General features: G+C 58.3%; 15 protein-coding genes and 6 pseudogenes. 7 read left to right on the forward strand and 14 right to left on the reverse strand.

What is annotated here, in order from left to right:
• The 3 genes from BN77_RS28435 to BN77_RS28445 all read right to left on the reverse strand — a co-directional run.
• The coding region (locus BN77_RS28435; RefSeq protein WP_040679027.1) for a cation:dicarboxylate symporter family transporter at positions 1 to 219 on the reverse strand (219 nt) is incomplete at its 3' end.
• 198 nt (positions 220 to 417) lie between these two features.
• Positions 418 to 939: a PIN domain-containing protein gene (locus tag BN77_RS28440; RefSeq protein WP_007538697.1), complete on the reverse strand. Its 522-nt coding sequence runs from the start codon at positions 937 to 939 to the stop codon at positions 418 to 420.
• Between the two features lie 3 nt (positions 940 to 942).
• Positions 943 to 2007, reverse strand: a complete 1065-nt coding sequence (locus BN77_RS28445; protein WP_028749264.1) for a helix-turn-helix domain-containing protein — start codon at positions 2005 to 2007, stop codon at positions 943 to 945.
• Positions 2008 to 2205: 198 nt separating this feature from the next.
• Between BN77_RS28445 and BN77_RS35290 the strand changes: the two genes are divergently transcribed.
• On the forward strand, positions 2206 to 2409 hold the full coding sequence (locus BN77_RS35290; protein WP_007538701.1) for a hypothetical protein: 204 nt from the start codon (positions 2206 to 2208) through the stop codon (positions 2407 to 2409).
• Between the two features lie 554 nt (positions 2410 to 2963).
• The gene (locus BN77_RS28455) at positions 2964 to 3197 is read left to right on the forward strand and encodes a hypothetical protein (RefSeq protein WP_007538704.1); all 234 of its coding nucleotides are present in this window, start codon (positions 2964 to 2966) and stop codon (positions 3195 to 3197) included.
• A 244-nt stretch (positions 3198 to 3441) separates the two neighbouring features.
• Here BN77_RS28455 and BN77_RS28460 read toward each other — a convergent pair.
• Positions 3442 to 4475, reverse strand: a pseudogene (locus tag BN77_RS28460) (IS110 family RNA-guided transposase).
• Positions 4476 to 5072: 597 nt separating this feature from the next.
• On the opposite strand from BN77_RS28460, the gene BN77_RS28470 reads away from it, so the two are divergent.
• Entirely contained in the window at positions 5073 to 5420 is a 348-nt protein-coding gene (locus tag BN77_RS28470; protein WP_007538709.1) for a hypothetical protein, read from the forward strand.
• A gap of 486 nt (positions 5421 to 5906) precedes the next feature.
• Here BN77_RS28470 and BN77_RS28480 read toward each other — a convergent pair whose 3' ends face one another.
• Both BN77_RS28480 and BN77_RS35295 read right to left on the reverse strand, forming a co-directional pair.
• On the reverse strand, positions 5907 to 6299 hold the full coding sequence (locus BN77_RS28480; protein ID WP_007538715.1) for a restriction endonuclease: 393 nt from the start codon (positions 6297 to 6299) through the stop codon (positions 5907 to 5909).
• A 57-nt stretch (positions 6300 to 6356) separates the two neighbouring features.
• A pseudogene (locus BN77_RS35295) lies at positions 6357 to 6851 on the reverse strand (AAA family ATPase); the annotation flags it as partial.
• A 771-nt stretch (positions 6852 to 7622) separates the two neighbouring features.
• Between BN77_RS35295 and BN77_RS28495 the strand changes: the two are divergent.
• Positions 7623 to 8540: a recombinase family protein gene (locus BN77_RS28495; RefSeq protein ID WP_007538718.1), complete on the forward strand. Its 918-nt coding sequence runs from the start codon at positions 7623 to 7625 to the stop codon at positions 8538 to 8540.
• Here BN77_RS28495 and BN77_RS32845 read toward each other — a convergent pair.
• Complete coding sequence (locus BN77_RS32845; protein ID WP_425280266.1) at positions 8527 to 10455, reverse strand: TniB family NTP-binding protein; 1929 nt, start codon at positions 10453 to 10455, stop codon at positions 8527 to 8529. The genes BN77_RS28495 and BN77_RS32845 overlap by 14 nt on opposite strands.
• On the opposite strand from BN77_RS32845, the pseudogene BN77_RS28505 reads away from it, so the two are divergent.
• Positions 10455 to 11065: pseudogene (locus BN77_RS28505) on the forward strand (recombinase family protein); the annotation flags it as partial. The gene BN77_RS32845 and the pseudogene BN77_RS28505 sit on opposite strands and share 1 nt — an antisense overlap.
• A gap of 509 nt (positions 11066 to 11574) precedes the next feature.
• Here the strand turns inward: BN77_RS28505 and BN77_RS28510 are convergent.
• The 4 genes from BN77_RS28510 to repA form a co-directional block, all read right to left on the reverse strand.
• Positions 11575 to 12360 (reverse strand): hypothetical protein, encoded by a 786-nt coding sequence (locus BN77_RS28510; protein WP_157224556.1) that lies wholly within the window; start codon positions 12358 to 12360, stop codon positions 11575 to 11577.
• Between the two features lie 1013 nt (positions 12361 to 13373).
• Positions 13374 to 14585: a plasmid replication protein RepC gene (gene repC / locus BN77_RS28515; RefSeq protein ID WP_007538726.1), complete on the reverse strand. Its 1212-nt coding sequence runs from the start codon at positions 14583 to 14585 to the stop codon at positions 13374 to 13376.
• 155 nt (positions 14586 to 14740) lie between these two features.
• Positions 14741 to 15766, reverse strand: coding sequence for a plasmid partitioning protein RepB (gene repB, locus BN77_RS28520; protein WP_007538728.1), 1026 nt, complete (start codon positions 15764 to 15766; stop codon positions 14741 to 14743).
• Positions 15763 to 16977: a plasmid partitioning protein RepA gene (gene repA / locus BN77_RS28525; protein WP_007538730.1), complete on the reverse strand. Its 1215-nt coding sequence runs from the start codon at positions 16975 to 16977 to the stop codon at positions 15763 to 15765. The genes repB and repA overlap by 4 nt, the downstream gene beginning before the upstream one ends.
• A gap of 438 nt (positions 16978 to 17415) precedes the next feature.
• Here repA and BN77_RS28530 point away from each other — a divergent pair.
• A pseudogene (locus BN77_RS28530) lies at positions 17416 to 17719 on the forward strand (acyl-homoserine-lactone synthase); the annotation flags it as partial.
• 10 nt (positions 17720 to 17729) lie between these two features.
• A pseudogene (locus BN77_RS32850) lies at positions 17730 to 18017 on the forward strand (P-type conjugative transfer ATPase TrbB); the annotation flags it as partial.
• 23 nt (positions 18018 to 18040) lie between these two features.
• Here BN77_RS32850 and BN77_RS28535 read toward each other — a convergent pair.
• From BN77_RS28535 to BN77_RS28545, 3 genes and pseudogenes are all read right to left on the reverse strand, one after another.
• Positions 18041 to 19199 (reverse strand): annotated as a pseudogene (locus BN77_RS28535) (conjugal transfer protein TraB); the annotation flags it as partial.
• Positions 19189 to 19755, reverse strand: a complete 567-nt coding sequence (traF, locus tag BN77_RS28540; RefSeq protein ID WP_028749260.1) for a conjugative transfer signal peptidase TraF — start codon at positions 19753 to 19755, stop codon at positions 19189 to 19191. The pseudogene BN77_RS28535 and the gene traF, both read right to left, overlap by 11 nt.
• Positions 19752 to 21411 (reverse strand): BID domain-containing protein (locus tag BN77_RS28545; RefSeq protein ID WP_040679028.1); only part of this gene is annotated, 1660 nt, incomplete at its 5' end. The genes traF and BN77_RS28545, both read right to left, overlap by 4 nt.

Below are 21411 nucleotides of genomic sequence, written 5' to 3' on the forward strand. Positions count from 1 at the left end.
CTCCTTCACGCCGAAGTCTTCCAGCTTCTCCGTGACACGCGGATAGGCCGCTTCGCTGGAGGCGGTAGAAAAACCGACGAGCATCGGCTGGCGCACTTCCCGCACCAGGCGGAACACGCGCGTGCCGAGCACCAGGAAACCGGCGCCGACCAGCACTGTCCAGAGCACGACGAGCGTCGCGTAGAAGCTGCCGACGAACTTGGCGAGACTTGTGATCATGTGAAGAGTCGCCAAAGCCAAGTCGATTCTCACAAGCGGCTCAATCGCTCCCACTTCCGAGTGAGCCACCGCTTGTTTGCGCAATTCATCGGCGCTGCCCGAGGCGAGCGGCGCTGTCTCATGCAGCGACCAACGCAGACTTGCAAAATCGATCCTTCCCCGGCTTGCTTTTTGGCGTCCAACAATGGGAAGGCATTCTTAACCCTCCCCTGCCTTCCGGCTGTCTCGATGCTCGGCGTATCGAACCAATCTCCGTTTCACTTCACCGGCAGGAAGACGACACCTCGGGTGTCCGAACACGGTGCTCAGACCGGCATGCAAACGATCGAAGGACACGTACACGCCATCGGAGAACTGATCAAACACCCACAGTACGCCATGCATGTTCACCCTCTCAGCGGTTGCCAGCTCGCGTAGACCTCCGTCACCGGTGAGCAAGGTCCATTGACGGGACTTCGCAAGCGCGAAGGCAAACGTGTCAGGAAATGACAGGCGTGCATTCTGTCGGCGCACATCGACTGCGCGACCGAGTTCCGCGGGCGTAAGGGCTTCGACACGCAGCCCCAAAGCCACCAGCCGATCGCCGAGCTCGCCGGCTAATTCCCGTTCGTACAAAAGATCCGGCACAGCGAAGCCGAAGGGCAGGAGGAACATCTCCTCGAGTAGTTGCGCCCTCTCAAGATCGATCAAGACGGAGGTATCGGAGACGAGGATAGGCACGGATCAAGCCGCCACCTGATCCAGCCTTGCATCCAGCTCACGAACGGAAATGCCGAGCAATTCCGCAGCCCGGGATTCGCCGATCATACCTTCCGCCAATGCCCTATAGCAGAGCCGCTCGAAGCGCCTGGGTTCCTCAAGTTCCGGCTTCATCGTCTCTGGCTCCTCGAATGGCTCCGTTCTCCATCCGCGCTCAGCGAAGACTTTGAACAGGCGGGCGAAGGCGGCTTGGTTGATGATGCCCAAATCCTTGCACCGGTAGGCCAAAGCCTGGATGCTTACTCCGAAGCGTTTCTTCAGGGCGACGAATTCGCCGATGCTGATCGACGACCTGTGGGCGCCGATTTCAGCGCGCAGCACATCGGCCGGCATGAGAAAAGCGCCAGCGAAGCGGTGCGCGGCCTTTTCCTCGTCCAGGCCCTCGCAAGGCGCCATGACCATGTGACCAAGCTCGTGGGCGAGATTGAACCGCTTGCGCTCGGACCATGTACTGCGCTTGACTACGATCACACGCGCAGTCGCCCGTCCTCCGCGTCGAACCTCGGCGGCAAGACCGTCGATATCGTCGAGGTCGAGCGACAGGACCTTGACGCCCCGCTCTTCGAGCAGCTCGGCAAGCTGCGGGATGGGATCGTTGCCGAGGCCCCAGTCGTCACGCACGGACCGTGCGGCGTCCTCTGCGTCACGCAAATCTGCGACAGGGTGCGGGGCGCTTCGCGGTTGCTCCCATTCGACGCTTCGCATTTGCAGAAGGTCCTCAACGGCGAGATAGCGCTCGAGCATGTGGATCGCGCGCGCCTTGAGAATAGCCTCCTCTTTGGCGGACGTTCCGACCTTTTTTCGGAAATCCACGCCTTCCAGTTCGAGCTCGTCTTCGCTCAGCAGATAATCCTCTGAGACATCAAGCGCCCTTGCAAGCCCGATCAGCACACGCGAGCTCGGCATATCCTCATTTCTTTCGTATTTGCCAATGGCCTGCGCGGAAACGATGCCGCCCATCGCATCGGCGAGCGCGCGCAGCGACAGGCCCGACGCCAACCGGGCTACCTTGAGCTTGTTTCCGATCATTGTGGCTTCCTTCTGATTTGCAGTTTCCAAAACTACTTCTATTACAAATTTTGTAAACTGAAATCCCTTGAAACTGCCTTTGCGACTGTTTACCTTGGGCAAGCGTTGGTTGGATCGTTCCCAATTGTAAACTGGAGCTAGCGTATAATTGGGCGGTCATGGCGCAGCCCGAAAGGCGTCGGCTGGAAGGGGTTAGCAATGCCGTTGAGCAATACCGAACTTCGATACTACGACAGCAATGTTCTGCGACTGCCGGACGACAAGCGCAAGGAATATCATGAGCAGGTGGACCGCCTGATCGTTGAACTATGCAAGGGTGTTCGCGACAAGACGGAGATCAAGATCACCAAGGTCGGCCGGTTCTTTCGCAAAATTCACGATTCTGCGAAAAACCAGCGTTGATCCAGTGGATGTCGATGTCGTCTTCTATATTGCCGGGCGCGACGCCAGCAATCCATGAATAGCCTGAACACCATCTACGATTTGTTGATCAAGATCTATCCGAACAAATCAGTCGAGGATTTCGAGATCCCGCGCAAGGCGGCGACGGTTACTTTTGTCGGTACCGGCCTGAGCGTCGATATCGTCTCTGTGATCGAGGATGAGAACAGGCCGGGCTATGGTTGGCAATTCAGGACGGCTCGAAGGTCCAGACCTGCCCTGCCAGATCCACCCCGATCATCGTGTCTTTCATTTTGCCGTCTTCTCCGTCCTGAGGCTACAACCACATCATCTTGGCATATTGCGATGCCGTGAGGGGAGGACGGCAACCACCCCATCTTGTTCTGGCCCCGAAAAGCAAAAACTCACGTTTCGCGAATGGATCCAAATTAAAACCGGCTTGCCCACCCTAAGAAAGCTTGGCATGGTTTATCTTGATCATGGAATACGAGCGACTTCGCGCCCTCTATCATGCGCAATGTCCGAAAAACGATTCGACAGGAGAGATCTGCCATATGGCCGCGCTGAAACTGAGGGAACGCTTTGAGTTTGATGTGCTGAAGGGGGTTGAAGAGAGACTGGCTTATGCGGTTGTCCACTCGTTGGCAAACAACGGCCACGGTGACATCGGGAGCTGCGGTGTGGCCGAATTCGATTTGATCGATTTTGCCGAGGCATCGGACTGGCCTTCCGGTGAAGCTCTGCGCCGGCTAAAAACTCTCTCGCTTCCAATAAGCGGTCTTCTGTAACGGGCCTTGAGTCAATCCCTTGTGAGCTTAATCCCTCGCCGAGTGCTTCTGTCCGCAGTCGGCGCTTGGCCGCTGCTCTATGGGGTCTGCTGAGGACCGGCTGGCCAATCTAAGTACGCGCAGTCACCTGAGTGCTGCTTGCCGCTTAACGGCCTAACCCATCCATCGTCCCGGCGAAGGGACCTTGCTCCGGGGGGCTGATGGCAGTGCCCGCCGGAAACCTGTGTTGTTGTCTCCTTCCGGCTCAGGCGGCCATGGCTGGCGTCGCCTTGTGGGGAATGAAGTTGGTTCCGTCCCTGAGCATGTGGTGCAACACCACCGCCAGCTTACGGGCCAGCGCAACACGCGCCTTTCTGGGACCCGCACGTCTGGCGACCGCCAGTGCCCAGCTCTTCAGATCCGAGGGTTTGACCGGCCGGGTCAAGATGACGTTGACCGCTTCGTAGAGCGCGGTTCGTACGCCCACATCGCCGATCTTCGAGATGCGACCACTGTAATCGGTCTCGATTGATACTTCTTCGGCGTCAATCCGAAATGCGGCCCCACCGCTCGTGATGAGCGAAAACGCTCCGGCGCATCGACGGCCGACACGAATGTCAGCGCCACCAGGACGCCAACGCCGGGCGTCGTCATCAGCCGCCGTGCGTTATCGTCTTGGCGGGCCATGGCACGCAGCTTTCGGTCAAGACCTGCAAATTCGTCCGCAAGTGCGTCGCGCACCTTCAACAGCGACGCGGCGATCGCTTCCAAGGTCGGATGACCTTCAATCAGCTCGCGGATGCGTGCCGCATAGGTGCGCCGCGTCGTCGGCCCTACCTTGAGGCCAAAGCCGCGCAGAATGGCCCGCATGCTCATCTCGATGTCGTGAAGCTTTCCCTGGATGAGCTTGCGTGCGGTCAGCAGCGCTCGCACCTCCTGGGCCGGAAGAGATTTGCAGTGGACCGGTCTGAACCAGCCAAGCCGCATCAACTGCGCAATGCCCCGCGCGTCCTTCTTGTCGGTCTTCACCGGCATCGTCTTGAAGGCCGCACGCACGTGGCGCGTCTCGATCAGTTCGACCGCCAGACCAGCTTTCGTCATCCCGGCATAGAGCCACTGCGACAAGGGGCCGGCCTCAAGACCAATTCGTTCCATGGCCACACCGTGCTCGGCAAACCAGGCGATCAGCGCATCGGGCTCGCTCAGCACCTTTGCTTCACGCACGATGCGGCCATCCGCATCCACCACGCACACACTTGAGTATTCCAATGATACGTCGATGCCGGCATACTGTCCCATGGTCGTCTCTCCCTAATGCTATGGAACAGGCCAAAAACCTGACTCCGCGACACCATCATTGTGAGGGACGACCACCGGCCTTTCAAACCTGGCTGGCTGGGCTCCGCCCGTTACACCATCTATGCGTTGAACACGAAAACGTCGTCTTATTCGCGCTCGCGGGTGCCGACTAAGCCGGATTCGCGCACCTCTACAAGAGCCGCGGTTTCGAAGGCATTCCTCCGAATTTGCCGAAAGTCGCTCCGCGTTGTTGGCGGATCTGAGATCGAGTACTTCGGCCGTATGGCCTAATGTCCAATTTGCAAAACATACGCGCTAAAAGGAAGAGGCTGTGGGCGGCTTGGTATTGGAGAACCATTGGGAACGCATCGTCCTGACCTCCATCAGGGAGTTCTTTGACTCGGAAGACCACGCGGCCACAGTTTGGACCGGTTCCGATGGTGATGCGGCGAGAGAGGCCGCATACGCTGCTCTGCGCCGGAGTATGGTCGCAAGTATATTTCTGCACCACTTCTCCGAGGTCGCGGTGAACCGACAGCATCTCGCAAAGCAGAGATCGACGTCCAACTTGACCGCGGCAATGCGGACGGGGTTCTCGTGATTGAATGCAAGGCCAAGAACGCCAACGCTCGTGTCAGCGAGGCCGATATTCGGAAATGGTATGGAGACCGCGTTCCACTGATATATTCAATCCTTACCAACGGCGGAACCTACAAAGGCAAACCTTTTCGGTTCGAACTCTGGAGCAACGGGGAATTTTCAGCTTCCGGCCTCAAGTGGCTTGCCGAACAGCCTCTCGTGATGATTGGGTATTCTGTAGGCTGGCGGGATGGAAAGGCTTTGAAGCAGTATGCGGACAAAGCAAAAAACACATCACTGTGGACCATGCTCAACGACTACTACTTCCACAGCCCCTTGAGTCGGATAACAGGCAATCGGGTTTAATGAGCCGCTTGCTCAAGACCCTAAATACCCATGCGGGCGATCATATCGGCATCAAAATACGCCTGCCGATCCTCTGCGTTGGTTTGCCGTAGAGTCCTCTGGCTGACGGTAAGGAACAGATCAAGCATTCGGTCGTGGGCCTGTTCCGAATAGCGATCGGGAGTTTCCCGGGTCTCATTTACGAAAGCAATCAGGTGGCGCAGATAGATGAGGGGATTGCAGAAATCGCTGATGTCGTTCCAACCATCCGTTAAGCCTTGAGCCCGGACGCGGGCGCTTATCGTTTGGTCGCACACGCCCCACAGACGAAATGCAGGTTTTCAACTCTGTTGTGTCCTTTTTGGCCGAGAACCATGACGCCCAGGTTTTCTCCTCCCACGCTCCGTTTTAGAAGGTCGGTCCCGCAGATTTCGCAGTCGAGCGGCTGGTACTTGCCGAGCAAAGGATGGATCGGCCGCAACGCAGTATGACTTGTTGGAAGGTGTTTTAGGAGCACGCCGGATAGTCCGACGTCATGGAAGCCACTCTCGATATGAGATCCGTCGTATATCTTGAACTCTGCGATTTTTCCCTGATCGCGCAAATCCTTAAGGCGTTCATTAAGGCGGCGCTCGCCACCGTGGAGTAAAATCCGATAAACCCATCTGCTTTGTGTTGTGCAAGGCGATCGGTGATGTTGGTCTCGTGTTCTGTACCAACAGCCTTGCCACTCGTCGCATAGTGCTTGCAACTTACCAACCAGGTGAAGCTTCGCGAGGCGAGCTTGCCCTTAAGCGTTTCCTTGACGAGGATATCCCGGCCGCCGTCAGGGCCACGTCCGGGAGGCACATCGACCACAAGTCCGAGCGCCAGTAGGTAATCATGGGCAAATGCTTCCATTCGTCGCCGTCGCTGATTTCCGTGTAGTCGATCATCACTATTCTCTGTGTCCCACCATTAGCGTGAAAGACGAACTCTCAGCCTGCGTGCTCTTTCGCGGAAAGCTTCCTCGCCACCCTCAAGAATGTCGCATACCTGCCGCCGGATATCCGCCGATTCGAGCCCGCCCGAGCTGTATGTAATAGGGGGCATCTGGCCATGAGAATGATTGCCGCAATGCGCAATGATGATCTGGTCCGCATCCGTATTGATCACCAGGTTAGCATTGTGGGTCACCATAATCACCTGCCGCTTCTGCTTTGCGGCGAGGAATAGACCAACCAATTCACGGTGGATCGACTGGGGGTCAAGGTTTTCTTCCGGATGGTCGATGATCAATGGTCGGTCGTCCAGATCGTCAAGCGCCAGATAGAGGAGGAGTAGGACGATGCCCCGCGTCCCTGGCGATAGCTTTTGAATGTCGATACCGTCATAGTTTATGCCGTACTGTATGGTGATGTGATCCGTACCGTAGATCCAACCTGCAAAATCCTTGAGCCATGACCGATACTCAACGGTTTCCCCTTTTGGGACGTCGGAATGGGCCAGTCACTCTTCCTGATATTCGTCCAGGAACTTACCCATCGCCGCTTGCGCCGCCGTGGCATCGCCATTTTGCCACGCCGGCAGCAAATTTGTTCGGCCAAATCCCGGAGGGACACCATCTACTCCTTGCCGGTTTGCGCCGGCGTTCCAACCAGATCTGCCTCGGTTATGCTCGGAAGCGTCGGAAACGCAGGCAGCTCGGTGAACGACAACCCATTGAAAATCTGGTAAACACGCCATTAACCAGAAGCGATATTGCTATTTACTTCCCCTGCTTCTGACGATTGCGAGGTGGCCGTTTAACCATCGATAAGTAATGCTTATCGGTAGTGATTGATTTGAAGCCGCAAATCAGCGATGTCGGCCGTCCTGGATCACCGGAAATACCCGGTTTTCCGGTCTTCTAGGGCGATTTCGGCCGGGATGCCGGACTCCCCGAAGCAGAATTCGACGGTCGCTGGCCGCGCACAGGTCCCTCCTCTTCTGCGGAATTGAGCTTCCCGGGCCTGGCAGCGGGCTCTTGCTTCCACAGCAGTCCCCAAGCCCCCCGCGCTTCCCGCATTTCCGCCACAGAAGCCCGCTGGCACGCGCTTACCTAGTGGACGCTCCGTTGTTCGTCTCGGGTTATGATTTGAGTCTGGGGGCCCGCTATTCAGACCATAAAACACGCTTGCAACTGTTCGTTTTGTCACGCATTCCTTATCTGTACAAGGCACCCGAAAAGCGCGCGAGAAAACCATGGCAAAACGGCAAGTCGCCAATCCGTCGCCGGCCCCAAAACGTCTCATCGGCTATGCGCGCGTCTCGACCGACGATCAGGTCCACGACGCGCAGATGGACGAGTTGCGCGCCGCCGGCTGCGAGCGGATTTATCAGGAGCACGGATCCGGCGCGTCACGAGCCCGACCGGTGCTGACAAGATTGCTCGGCGACCTGACTGCCGGCGATGTGCTTGTCGTCGTCCGGCTGGATCGCCTCGCCCGTTCGGTCAGCCATCTGTTGCAAGTGATCGAGGACTTGGAAGAACGCGGCGTCCATTTCAGGTCCATCCGCGATCCCATCGACACGTCCACGCCACAGGGAATGTTTTCTCTTCAGGTCCTCGGAGCTGTCGCGCAGCTCGAACGGGCTTTGATCGCCGAACGAACCAGAACTGGCATCAAGGCGGCAAAAGCGCGTGGCAAGCTGCCGGGCAATCCCGGACTTCGAGAGCGACGACCAGAAGCGATCAAGGCGGTATCGAAGGCGCGAGACAAACTCTATCTCGACGAGATGATCTCGTCCGCCCAGACTTGGCTACCAATGGTCCGGCAGCTTCGCCCCCAGCATAGCTGGGACAATGTCGTCCGGGTGCTCAATCGCAGAGGCCATGACTGGACGGTAGAACGCCTGCGCCGCGCGGTGCACCGGATGGTCCGGGAGAAGCTTGCCGACCCCGAACTTTTGGCGCGCTCGCCCCGTCGTGCCCCAGAAGATCACCTGATGAAGCTCGTTGCAGCGATTGCCATTGCTGATCCCGGTCTGTCGCTGCGCGATATTGCCGCCCAACTGGATCAAATGGGTGAGCGACCTGCGCGCGGTGGGCGAAAATGGCAGCCCTCTTCTGTTCGTCACCTGCTGGATGAGGCACATCGGTTTGGCCTCATTCGTCATTGAGGGCGCGGAGCATCAGCTTGCCGATTGCCCGGCTACTCGCGCGCCCTGTTTTGGATGGTAGAGATTTCCAGCCTTCGCTTTCGACAATGCCGCGGGCCAACTGCCGGTACTCGGATTCCGCACGGAGATTTAGGACTGAAGCCGCCCGAGTTCGTAGAGACACCTGATGATACTCGGGGACTGGTCCACGCTCGAATTGCCGAAAAGCCTCGCGAACAGAGGCAGAGAATCGAGCCGTCTTGCAAGTGTCCTCAAAGATAAGGTCTGCGATGGCCGTCATGGTCAAGGCTCGCCATGCCGGTGGAAGGCTGGTCAGCGGCGCGTTACCTGCAGTGGGCGGCGGCCGTTGCCCATAAGGCAGTGGTAAGCCCAGCGTGGTGATGTACGGCATTCCTTCCGGACGTAGCGACCAGAAGAAGCGGCTTGCCGTCTCGATGCGCTCACGCTCAGACCCGACCTTGCCGATGGCCTCGCCTATCAACGAGGCAACCTGCAGCAAGGCTGTCTGATCGCGGCGCTGAAACTTCCGCGCCGAGACAACCACATCGCAATGACGGCAAAACAGTCTCGCGACGCCGGCAGGTGTCGACCGGAACTGAAACAGACCGGTGCGGAAACAAACAGCGCACTTAATCTCGAGGCCAATCTTGTGCCGGGGGCAGACCACTGCTTCGACGCATGCCCAACATCGTCGGCAATAATGATCCCTCCCCTCCTCGACATTTTCATCCAGGCATGACGGACAAACGCCTCGATGGGCGGGATCGCTCACGAATGACGCCCTGCTGCGCCCGGTATTTTGCAGAGACAGTCGCTCGACATCTGCTTGCTTCAGACGACAGGCAAGCGCCCATAAACGGGTCGCAGACTGTCCGGTAGGAATGTCATTACTGAAGAGATGCGGGTTCGAGGCTCCCGAAGCGCCACATACCCAAGACTCAACCTGCCGGGGCGAGCTGGAGTAATGGCTCGCCACTCGCCAACGCCAACAGTTGAGAAGCTCATCCTCAAAGGGCCGCGGGGCGATAGCCAGCAGCCGTACCGGTCTCACTGGCGATGCATGTCGCTGCAGGCGGCCTTCGCTAAGTCGCGCCATCGCCACAAGCGGTAGGACAAGGCTGCCATTGTCGAAGCTCTCCAACGTGATCGCCTCTTTTCCACTTCGGACGGCTTCGACCGCGACTGTCTCGATCAAGCGAAAAATACGCACCGTGACGCCGTCGGTCATCTCCAGCACCTTGCGGCGCACCGCTGCGGTCCCAAGCTGTGATTGCTCGCGCAGAGGCAGGATGCTCCCGAGACTTGCAAGCAATTGGGCGAGTTGCTGCGTGTTGGACCAGAGCTTCAGGTGGAAGGCCTCAAACCTCTCCGCAAGCTGCGGATCCGTCAATAAAGCCTGTCGGGCGAGATCGGTACCGGCGCAGATTAGAGGGACTTTCAGATCGTTCGCCAGAAAGCGGATGACGTTGAGGAAGACCCGTTGCTGCCGATATGTCCCCGTCAACATGGTATGGATCTCATCGATGATCAGCATCCTCACACCCATCCTGCGCATGAGGGTCAGGCAAGTGGTCTTCAGTCGGAAGGTCGCGTCTCCGCTTGGACCCGATGCACTCATTGCATTGAGGAGTTCACCGTAGACATCGCGTTCAACGGGTTCGGCCGGCATCTGCATCGCCACGACCGGCATGCTCGTCACCCCGGTTCCTCGATCGAAAATAGGCTCGTGATCGAGAAGAAACTTCCGGATGACTTTTGTCTTTCCCATACCGGTATCGCCGTAGAGAAGCAGACAAGGCATTCGATCCCGTGGCGGATAGGAGAGCAGATCCTCAAGCCGCACCAACGCAGCCCTCGCATCGGCTGTTTCCAGCCAACGATCTGCGCGGATCCAGGCGACGTCCTCTGGCTTGATCGGCTAGCCATCTTTTAGCCGTGATGGAGGACCTCGAGGAGCGGGGCGTGCATTTCGGGTCGATACGTGACCCGATCGATACTTCGACGCCACAGGGCACGTTTTCCCTCCAGGTGCTCGGTGCAATCGCGCAGCTTGAGAGAGCGCTGATCGCCGAACGTAGCAAAGCTGGCATCAAGGCCGCGAAGGCTCGCGGCAAACTTCCCGGGAACCCGGGTCTGCGAGAAAGACGACCGGAGGCAATCAAAGCAGTCTCGCAAGCGCGGGAGAAACGCTATCTCGATGATCTTATTGTCTCGGCGCAGACATGGCTGCCGGTGGTGCGACAGCTGCGCCCGCAACATAGCTGGGACAATGTCGTGCGGGTGCTCAATCGCCGCGGTCACGACTGGACGGTCGAGCGCCTTCGTCGCGCCGTTCATCGCCTGGTCCGCGAAAAGCTCGCGGAAAACGAACTGTTGGGCCGGTCCCCTCGCCGCGCGCCGGAGGACCTCTGATGAAGCTGATAGCAGCGATCGCCATTGCCGATCCCGATCTGTCGCTTCGCGACATTGCCGCTCAGCGGGACCAGATGGGAGAGCGGCCTGCGCGAGGCGGCAAAAAATGGTAGCCCTCCTCCGTCCGAGACCTGCTGGACCAAGCCCACCGATTTGGCCTTGTCCGCAGTTGAGAGCACGGCTCACCTGGCGGCGGAGCTGTCCGATGTATAGACTTCCAGACGTAGCTCGAGGATCTGCAAGCGACGGTATTCGCCATCGATTTGCAGCTTCGGCTGAGTGCTTTCAGCCTGGAATACGGCGCCAGTTCTTCCCGCGCCTGCTCCCCTGATCTTCCTCAAGTGACGGGCGGCCGACTATGCGCTGGGCGCTTGGGTGACCGCGGCTAAGATCAATAGCCGTGTTAGCGGGGCCAAATGGTGATGAACCCTGTCTCGCCAGTGGGCCATGCCAACCCGAATCCATTGTCGAGCGCAAGCGCCTTGTCATCAGCGCTGACCACTTCGGATTCGACGACAATCAACTATCGTTCCGACCACTGCTGGTGTTGTCGGTAATCAAGAAGTTGTCCGATCGCGGCCCGTATTGCGAACCGCACCGTCAACGCATCTGTCGGCTTTATCTATGCCATCGTTGCCCGGCCCCTACCATCCACATAGCGCAGGTCGTCACGAAAACTTGGCGGAAAGGACACGCCGGGAACCGCTCCCTTCAGATCGTCGACGAAGCGCTTCTGCAGCTTGCTGTGCCGTGGGCTTACAATCGCCTCGTACGCACGCACATATCGGCAATATTCATGTGCCGCAGCTTCGCCGGCTCGGCCTTTTTTTCGGCCGTCTTTCGGCTTTGTACCGGGGACGATTTCCTTGCCGCTTATTAGATTTCTGATTGACCGCACAATTCGACGTGCTTCAAGGTTCTCAGTGTCTTCGGCATACCACCAGCTTGCCTGACCGCTCCAACCGGGGCCTCGCCCAAGCGCCAGCTTCAAATTCCGCTGACCGATGTCGATCAGGAACGCATCTTCTACCTTTGCCCGAACTCGGAAACTGTCGGTTTCATCTTTCCTGTGCCGGTCCAAAGGGTAAACGCCCTGAAAGTTTTGTCGATATCGATACAAACGCGCGTTTCGATGCCAACCGACAACGCACCGGGGGTCATTTCCCTCTATCGGTGCGGTCCATACCACATCGACCTCGTCGACAAAGTCGGCGCTTCTATCCGCACCGAGCCGTTGGATATTCACCTGGCGGTCAATATCGCCTTTACTCGTTTCGAAGTGCCCGTAAACGCAACCATCCTCGCAGCCGAGAAAGTTGAGTTCTTCACCACAATAGCCCTGAGACCTAGGAAAACCTCCGCCGCCCTTTGGCGGATCTTTGGGATCACGTCCGGCATAGTTTTTCATCCAAGAGATACTGCAAAAAGCATAGGCATGCGTACGCCCCCCTAAAAACCAGCCTCGCGTTAGTGGTGCAACCACGAGCGTGCGCCAAGCTTGCGCAGCGCAAATCCACGTTCCGACAAAAGAATTGCCTAGGCTGTTTTAACAAGCGCGGAGACCAAAGGTGGCCCTATCTTTCGGCTAAAGCACCACGCTCAGCCCCTTCTTGCCTCGAACGCGGCCCGAACGGCGATCAACCGCTCACTCTCCCCTCTTGACCAAGCCGGCACTACTGTGTTTCTGCAACTGCCAAAACAATGATTTTCCAAGATCGTTGCATTTCAAGCGATTAGGTCAGTGGTCAGCTGACCACTGCAAAAGCGACGTGCGGGAAGCCTTTACTGCCATGATTTATCAGGCTTCTCGTCCCGGCAGCTTCAACGGGATAGAACCGTCGCCGGAAACGATCTCGAAGAGCGCCCCGGTAGAGCTGCTGCGATCCATTTCCCGCCCCACCTGGTGAACAGGCCGTGACTAACGGAACGATTGAAGACCAATTCGGTCGCGCGCCTTCCCCTCCGCTATTCGGGTCTGACCTTAAAGCCACTGCCGACTTCAGGAAGAGCACACCGCTGAACAGCAATCGCTAACCCATGACCGCATTGCCTCTCTCGATCTCTCGCACGTTTCCGTTTGACTCGAGCAGCTCGGATTTTATCCATCGCGCCGCGCTCGATCTAACCAGCACCCGAAAAGCAGCCGCCGGTCTGCCAAGAGTTGAGCAGACACCTCGGGCAGAATACGACGCCGACAACTGGGTCAGCCATCCCCTCGATAACCCCGTTTCTGGTCTACCCTCGCCGTCTGTGACCTTCCGGCCTTTTATGTGGCCGGTTTCGACAGCTTGGCTTCTCAGATCCTGTCAAGCTACATTCGAAACAAGCCGTTGTAGAAAGCTGTTATTCTCCAAACTGTTAGATTGGTGGTCAGCTGACCACGACTGAAATCGTGAAGGCTTGGTTGACGCGAGGCCAAACCTATCCAGCTTTCAAATTCCCATGCCCGTTGGCTCTCAGCAATGCCATTATCATCGGTTCAAGCGAGAATTCCCCACGCTCACTGCGCCGCGTCAGATCACGCAGATAGCCTCCGGCTGAGTTGATGAAATTTGCCTTCTCGAGGATGCACGCAACCGCCACTGCGGCGTTCTCAGGACCCAATGCCTCGCATGCAACCTGATAGGCGGAGGGGCTTACCCCCAGCATAGATCGAACAACCACCGCGGCGGACATCAGATCTCGCCAGCTTCCCACACCGCCCGGCGCGTAATCACCGATCGTCGGGCAAGCCTTTAGCACCAATCCCAATGGGAAGACCCTCTGCCTTTCATTCCCCGGCTGGTGGCTCGAACTCAGCTTTGCCCCCTGCTCGTTTTCAGAGCTGGGTTCAGATTCACGAAAGGATTCGGGTTTTGAATTCTGTATGTGCTGCTCGCTGTGAGCATCATTGGTGCTATTATTTTCAGAATTTCCGAGGATTTCCAACCGGTTGAGGACTTCCTCGCGAAGCATTTGCATCTCATCGAGAACAGCCGCGATGCCAGAAATCGTCGGTACTCGCGGAATCCGCCCAACAAGCGCTACATAGACGTCCTCGAGCGATCGCCAATCTCCATCGGCGCCCTCTTCCATTGCTGCGGTGATGAGCTTACGGACATCGCGCCGGCAAATGGTCAGGCTTTCCTTGGCTCGCCGCAACGCCGCTCTATCGGCCGTCACTTGCTGCGCCAGCATGGCCAACTCTTCGGCCCGAGCAAGTAGCGGCGACAAGTCGAAGCCGAAGGCGCTCTCGATCTCGCCATCACCATTCTTACGGGCGTAGCGCTTCCCGTTGGCGCTATCCTTCCGGACGATGAGACCCGTTTCCACCAGGACGGCGATGTGTCTGCGCAAAGTCGCGCCAGCCATTGCATGCGCGCGAAGTGCGAGCTGAGCATTCGAGGGGAAGACAATTAGTTGCGCGTCCTGGCGCAACTCATTCTCGGGATAGAAACTCAACAGTGCGTCAAGAACCGCGAGGCTATTGGACTGAACTCCCAGCAACTCTCTAGCCATGGAGGCATCTCTGAAGACCTTCCACTTATCCGCTGTCTTGCCTCGCTTTATTTCAGCCAAGGCCGCCTGGCGCCGCACGAGCGCAAGCGTCATCGGTCGCCGCCCGAATGGCGTCGTCACACTTCCCGTCTGCATCGTCTTTCACCTTTCAGCAGGCAAAAGAAATCCGCTCACCGAAACGGTGCCAAAGACTCTTGACGAGGATTCGAGGAAATGCGATTCTGTTCGTGCTAAAGAGACAGAAGGGCTTCCACGACGGCAACGCTGAGGGGGCTCTTTTCTTTTGCGGGTTACTCTCCCTGTTTCTGTTGATGCTTTGCACGGTGCTCTTGATAAAGCGCCGGCAAATGTTCGAGTACAAAGGCGGCAAACTCAGGCGTCGCCTTCCTGTCGATCGTGATCTCCAGCTTGCTCTTGCTCTGTGTCACTTGCGCAAGTCTGTCCCCATCCGGGGTCGACATGACGTCCGGCAAACCGCGCGCAATACGATGCGGCTTCAGGTGTCCGATCACCGCCTTGAACCGGTCAGCTGATGGCAGCGTCTGAGCCTCTGCCGAACTCGCAAATTTGACGGCGTCCGCTGGAGACCCTGCTTTCTCGAGCAGTTCGGCGAGTTGTTGCCAACTGGGGCGACCGACTCCTGGAGCGGCACCAATGGCGTCGATCAGCTCGGAGGGGAGGGCGTCGACAAGTAGGAGCATCTTCGACAGGTTGCTTTTGTCGATCGACATGGCAGCGATGACGATTTCGCGTGAAAACTGCTTGTTCAGTTGATGCGCGAAACGCGCCTTTTCAATAAAGGTTAGGTCTTCGCGTTCGTTGTTTTCCTGACCCTGGGCCACGACCAACTGCTCGTCGGTCAAGTCGCGAACGACCGCCTTGACCGACAGTCCCAGCTCGGACACGGCGCGCAGGCGGCGATGGCCGAAGGCAACCTGGTATCGGCCACCTCGTTCCGGATGAGGTCTCACAAGGATCGGGACCTGCTGTCCTTGCTCCCGGATCGACACAGAGAGACCGTCGATATCACCTTGCATGCGATCTTGGACGAACGACGGCTCGATTGATGATGGGTCCAGTTCAACGACGGCCTGACCTTCCGCGAGTCGCCGTTCAATCTCCTCGGCACGACCGAGACGATCATTTTGCTCACGCAGTGCGTTGCCGATATTTGCCGTCAGCTTGGTCGCAGGATCACGTTCTTTTCTCGCCACGCCGAGAAGAGGCATAGAACGAGTCTTGGCCGCTCTGTTGTCACCGGCTGATGTGGTGTCGGGCGCGTCTGTGGAGACGCCGAGGAGGTGTTTCCGACTCATGTGGTTCTACCCCATGCCTTTTTGATCAGAGTCTCGATCTCGTCGTTGACGGCGTTCATCGCTTCCAAGGCCCGATCGTAGGTCGAGCGCGTAAACTGGCCACGCTCAACCTCGAAGAGGGTCTGGTTTGTCAAGCCAGCGTCAGAAACAGCAGTAGTCTTGAGCATCGGAAAGTTGAGCACATTTTCGCCGAAGATCGAACGAAGGTAGCCAACCATCTGGTTCTGGGGCCCGTCGCTCGGTTCAAAGCGCGTGATGAGGTAGCGCATCCAATTAAAATTAAACTGGGCGCCCGCATTCTCGATTTCGCGCAGGAGATTCGAGGTCATCGCCAGGAACTGATTCATCGACATCACGTCCAACATCTGCGGATGGACAGTGACCAGGATCGACGTCGCGGCGGTCAATGCCGAAAGCGTGAGATAGCCCAACTGGGGAGGGCAATCGATGACGACGACATCGTAGTTGTCTGCGATGTCGTCGATGACTTGACTGATCCGACCGTAAAAGAGCGTGTCGCCTTCCTTCCGGTTCATCAGGGCGCGCGGTGTGTCGTGCTCGAACTCCATCAGTTCAAGATTGCCCGGAATGAGATGGAGGTCCGGAATGTAAGTTCCTCGCACAACCTGCTCGATCGGAACCTGCTCGTCATCGTACCGGATGGCGCCATAAAGGGTTTCATTCGGACCGACGTCGGTTTCTGGCTGACTGCCGAAGAGTGCGGAAAGGCTTGCCTGGGGATCGAGATCGATGGCCAGAACGCGATAGCCACGCATCGCCAGATATTGCGCCAGATGCGCGGCTGTCGTCGTCTTGCCCGAACCACCTTTGAAATTCATCACCGAGATAACTTGAAGCTGCTCGCCCTCGCGACGATGGGGCAGGTAGCGCCGGTTCCCGCGGCCGATCTGGTCCAGGTGCTTGCGGATTGCATGAATATCTTCGATCGTAAAGGTGCGTCGGCCGCCAGGGCTCATGCTCACATGCAACTCCGGCATTTCCGAAGCAGTCTGCCTAAGATAAGACTCACCGATACCGAGCAGTTTTGAGACCTCTGACGGCGCAAAGGATCGAATGCCTTTTTCGGCCGTCGGCGGAAAAACCTTGAGATGATGCGCCTGAAGTTGGCTGGAGAGGGCGTCGGCGTGACGCTCCATCAGTGCGGTCAATCCTTCAACGACTGGCGCTGTTTTTGCGGCGGTCTTCGCCATCTCAAAACCCATTTCCTGCAAGTGGCGGTATTTTTCGCGAAACTGGTAAAGTTCCGCCACTAATCATTAAAGCCGATTCTGAATTTTGAGCAAGCGGTTTTAGGTTAACGAAAGGTTAACACTGCCGGGCCGGAAAAATTGATAGACCTCGATTTTTCGTTAATAATCGCGGGGTTAACATGCCAGAGGTTCGGCTATGTTCTCGATCTGTTTATCTGTGAATCCTGCAAACCTAACTAGCCGCGTTGGGCGTGAAGGGACCTGATTTCACCAAACTCCGCAGCCACTGCGGTGCGACTCACTCGCAAAACATTGGAGGATCCTCCAACTCGTTCCATGCTGACTTCTCCGCCGATCAACGACGACGGAGAAATTCATGCAGGTTTTCGCGCTCAACAAGCCGCGGAATGTTCACGAAGCTCAGCTCATCCAGCAACATCGACCCTTGAAGAGGGCAGGGGATCGGGATCGGTGCATGAGGCAACGCTGACGATGTTTGCCGGCATCATCGAGTGGGTGCCTCGCAAACGGCATCACCGAGATCGTGACGGTGACCGACCTGCGGTTCGAACGCATCCTCGTTCGTGTTGGCTGGCCGCTTCAGCGCATCGGCGATCCGAGCCGCATCGGCGTGACTACAGCCATCGCATGGATGCTCCCGGCGAACGTGGAAACATTTCTGAGGCTCCGCCCGTCCAGCTATCGCTCGCAATTTAATGGTCCGCTGGGTCAGGCAGCATAAGGAGAAAACCGTGAACCAGCTTCGCTCTCATCCTCCACTCGTCCGCAAGCTCCAGGAGGCGCTCGGCGATCAGCTCCGCGTCGTGCTCGATGATTCGACCCTCGTCGAAATCATGCTCAATCCGGACGGCAAACTGTTCATCGAACGGCTTGGCCATGGCGTCGCACCAGCCGAAGAAATGTCGTCCGCAAGTGCTGAAATGATTATCGGAACTGTGGCGCATTCGCTCCAGTCCGAGGTTGACACCGAGCAACCAATCGTCTCCGGTGAACTGCCGATCGGCGGCCATCGCGTCGAGCATGACGTCTCCTTGGGCAACCAGGTGTTGAAGGAAAAGACAATTGGCTTGGCAAAGAGCCGCGCCCAGGCCTGAGCGCTGGCGCGCTGAATGGCGACGATGGATGTCCCTTTCGTCCACCAGCCATTGCCGACTGCGACGATGAGGTCGGGATCCTCGAGCATGGAGTGCAGGACCGGCCAGACGATCAGTTGCTCGTAGCAGATCAGCGGCGCTATCCGACGGCCGGCGGCCGTCACGACCGGATTTTCGAAAAAATGCGCCCGCGCACCGCCGCTCTGAGAGAGCAATGCGCGCCACGGCTGCCACATCGAACCTGGAACGGGCATGCGCTCGCGATAAAGAACCCGCGCGCCATCGCCGGAGATGGCGACCAGAACATTATCGTATACGCCCGCATCGATGACGGCTGCGCCGGCGATGACCATGGCGTCAGTTCCTCTCAAAGCTCGCACCCAGAACCGTTCGACGGTAGGCGTCCAAACCCAGGGAGCTTTAAGGAAGGACAATCGTGCGGGCGCCGCCCAGTACCCGATCCTTCATCATGGCAATCAAATCACGGTGACGCTCAATGCTAACGTCGCGGCCCAGCGATGCACCCATTTCAAGGTCGACCCCTTGCCACGATTCAGCTAGCTTCGGTTCGTCCCAGGTTGTGGCGGACCCGATCCAAAAGCCTGCCAGGATGATCGCGGCAGTTGGCCACATGCGGGTTACGAGGCCCATGAGGCCGGCTGTCGCATCAGCCAGTCCCCACCATCCCCATCCCGGAAACAGTACGCCCGCCGCGGTGATCGGATGAGCCCAGCCGGTAATGCCGAATGGCGGAATGGCCATCAGAACCGCCGCCAGGAAATAGCGACACGGACGAGCACCCACCTTCTTTGTCCAGAGGACGGTATGCACGATGACGAAGCCGGCGGACGCACAGAGCCAAAGCAATAGTCCCGGCCACAGGTCCGAGGGATAGAAGGTCGCGACACCCTGCGGTAATCCCCGTGAGGCAGCCAGGAAATAGGCGACCGAGACAACTGCGGCGGTTAGTCTCATTCGCACAAGCGCCCAGAGAACCGGAAACGCGAAGGCGACCGGGAGAAGCAGGACGTGGCCACTCCATCCCACCACCCCGGCGACGACCGAAACGGCAATCAATGCGACTGGCTGGAGCGGCTCACGGCGCATCGGTGAGCACCGGTTTCGCCAGGCCGAGGATCCCTGAGGCGGGCAGGGGGCCGAAGTAGCGAGAGTCATAGGAGCTCCTGAATGGTGAATGCAGAAAGACGCTGTCGTCAGGCACGACGCCGCCGGGATAGGGCTTCATCGGTCGGCCCTTACCGTCCCGCTCTATCAGGTCGGAGGACGCGATCGGACGCCCATCGATCGTCACGTCGGCGCCGATTTCGACATGCTGGCCAGCGACTGCGACGACGGCCTTGATGAGCGGCGCGACGCCGCCCTGGAAGGTGCCGGAGCGGAGATAACCACGCTCCCTTGCCTCCTGCATCACAGTCGTTATCGGAGGGCAAATGAAAACGAGACCCCCGCGAGCTGCCGGGCGATCGAGCGCCACGATACGCCAGAGGCCGAGGGGTTCGCTCGATGTCAGGTTAATTCGGAAACCGCCGACGATTGCGGCAGCAACACCGCCGCCAACGACGGATATCGCCAGGCCCAAGAGCACGACTGCATGGGTCCTTCGAGCGCTTCTCGTACCGAACGCAAACACGGGTGTTTTCATTTGAGCGAGAGCCCCTGGCTCTTCGTCTGACGTAGGGTCTCCGCCTGCTTCAGCGCCTCGGTTGTGCGCTCATGCGCGGCGAGCTGCTGCACCGTCCGCATCGAATTCCACGCCGCTTGCATCTCGACCTTCTGTCCTGCCGTCATTCCCGACGTGACGGCACTGAAGGTCTGTCCATTGGGGCCCTTCGCAGCAAGCGACAGGAAGGTCCGCTCGCCGAAACGCTCGGATACCGCCTTGGCAAAACCCTCCAGTTCGGCCTTCACCATTTTGTCGGCGAGCGCATATTCGAGGCCGGCGGCCAGGTCGTTCCGGTCGATCGCATCGCGCACGTGTTCCAATGCTTGTTTCGCGTTTGCCGACAGTGCGGGAATATCGATCGAGACCTTCAGACGGACGGCGCGCTCTTCGACCTCGAACTTGCGCTCCGCCTCCGCCCGCTGCCGCAGATAGCGCTCGAGGTTGCGGGCCAGCGCCGGCGCATTCGTTTGCGCCTTTTCCCGCTCCTCTCTGTCGGCCCGACTGGCAAGGATCCCGGTCTTGCCCTTCAGCGCGCCGAAGCTCTCGGGCTCCGATCCGATCTTGGCTATCGCCGACTTCGCAACGCTCTCGTCCTTCAGCATTGCGTCGACGTTAACTGCCTTGAATGCGCTTTCCGCCTGGGCGTAGACGAGGTGGAAGCGGGTCGAGACCTCCTCCCATTGCTTCTTCAATCCTGGATCGGCTTCGACCTTATCCTCGATCGCCTGCTCGATCGATTTGGCGAAGGTTGTTCTGCCCGAGACAATCGGCTTTGCCTCCTTGGTGTTGTTTTGGGTTGGGGACTGAGCGGCGCTGCGGACGAGCCCGAGCTTTCCGGCGACAGCCGCAAGGCGGACACCGAGATTGGCAAGCTTTTGCTTCTGACCGACGATCCATTCCAGCCGGTCGCGGACCAGGGAGCGGGCGACATTGACGAGATTGAGACCGCGGGCTTCAGCAAAGCGAAGCGCCACGCGGTAGAAGGCGCTCTTCTCGTAATCCAGGGTCGTTTCCTTCGCACTCTTTCGCGACAGGATCGGGATCAACCCGCCGTTCTTCGCGAAGGATATGCGGCCGTAGTAGACGGCCAGATCCTCGCGATGACGGGTCATGGCGACATAGGTGAGATGGCGGTCGAGCGAAAGGGAAGCGAGCACCTTGACCTGGTCGACTGTGGCACCCTGGCTCTTGTGGATCGTCGTGGCATAGCCATGATCGAGGTTGTTGTAGAAGCGCTGTTCGACCAGCACCAGGCGGGCATTCTCCCCATCGCCGATCCGCGCCGTGATGCGTCCCGCTCCAACCTCCACGACCTTGGCCAGCATGCCGTTCTTGACGCCGAGCGATCCCTCGTTCTTCAGGAACACGATCTGGTCACCGACGGCGAAGTTCCGTTCGCCGTCGGCGGTCTTGAACCTGGTTCCCTGATCGAGAACCCCGCGTTCGATGAGTTTGATGCGCGCCACCTGGTTGAGCATGTGAACGTCACGGCGCAGATGAGCGAGGATGAGCGACGTCTTCGCCGGATCGTAATCGCGGTCCCAGGCAGCGATGAGGTTGTCAACAGCGTCGGCTTTGAGATCCGACCCGATGACCCTGCCATTGGCGCGATAGGCGTCGACCGCCTTGCCGACC

Origin of the sequence: Rhizobium mesoamericanum STM3625 (genome assembly GCF_000312665.1) — a bacterium.
GTDB classification, from domain to species: Bacteria; Pseudomonadota; Alphaproteobacteria; order Rhizobiales; family Rhizobiaceae; genus Rhizobium; species Rhizobium mesoamericanum.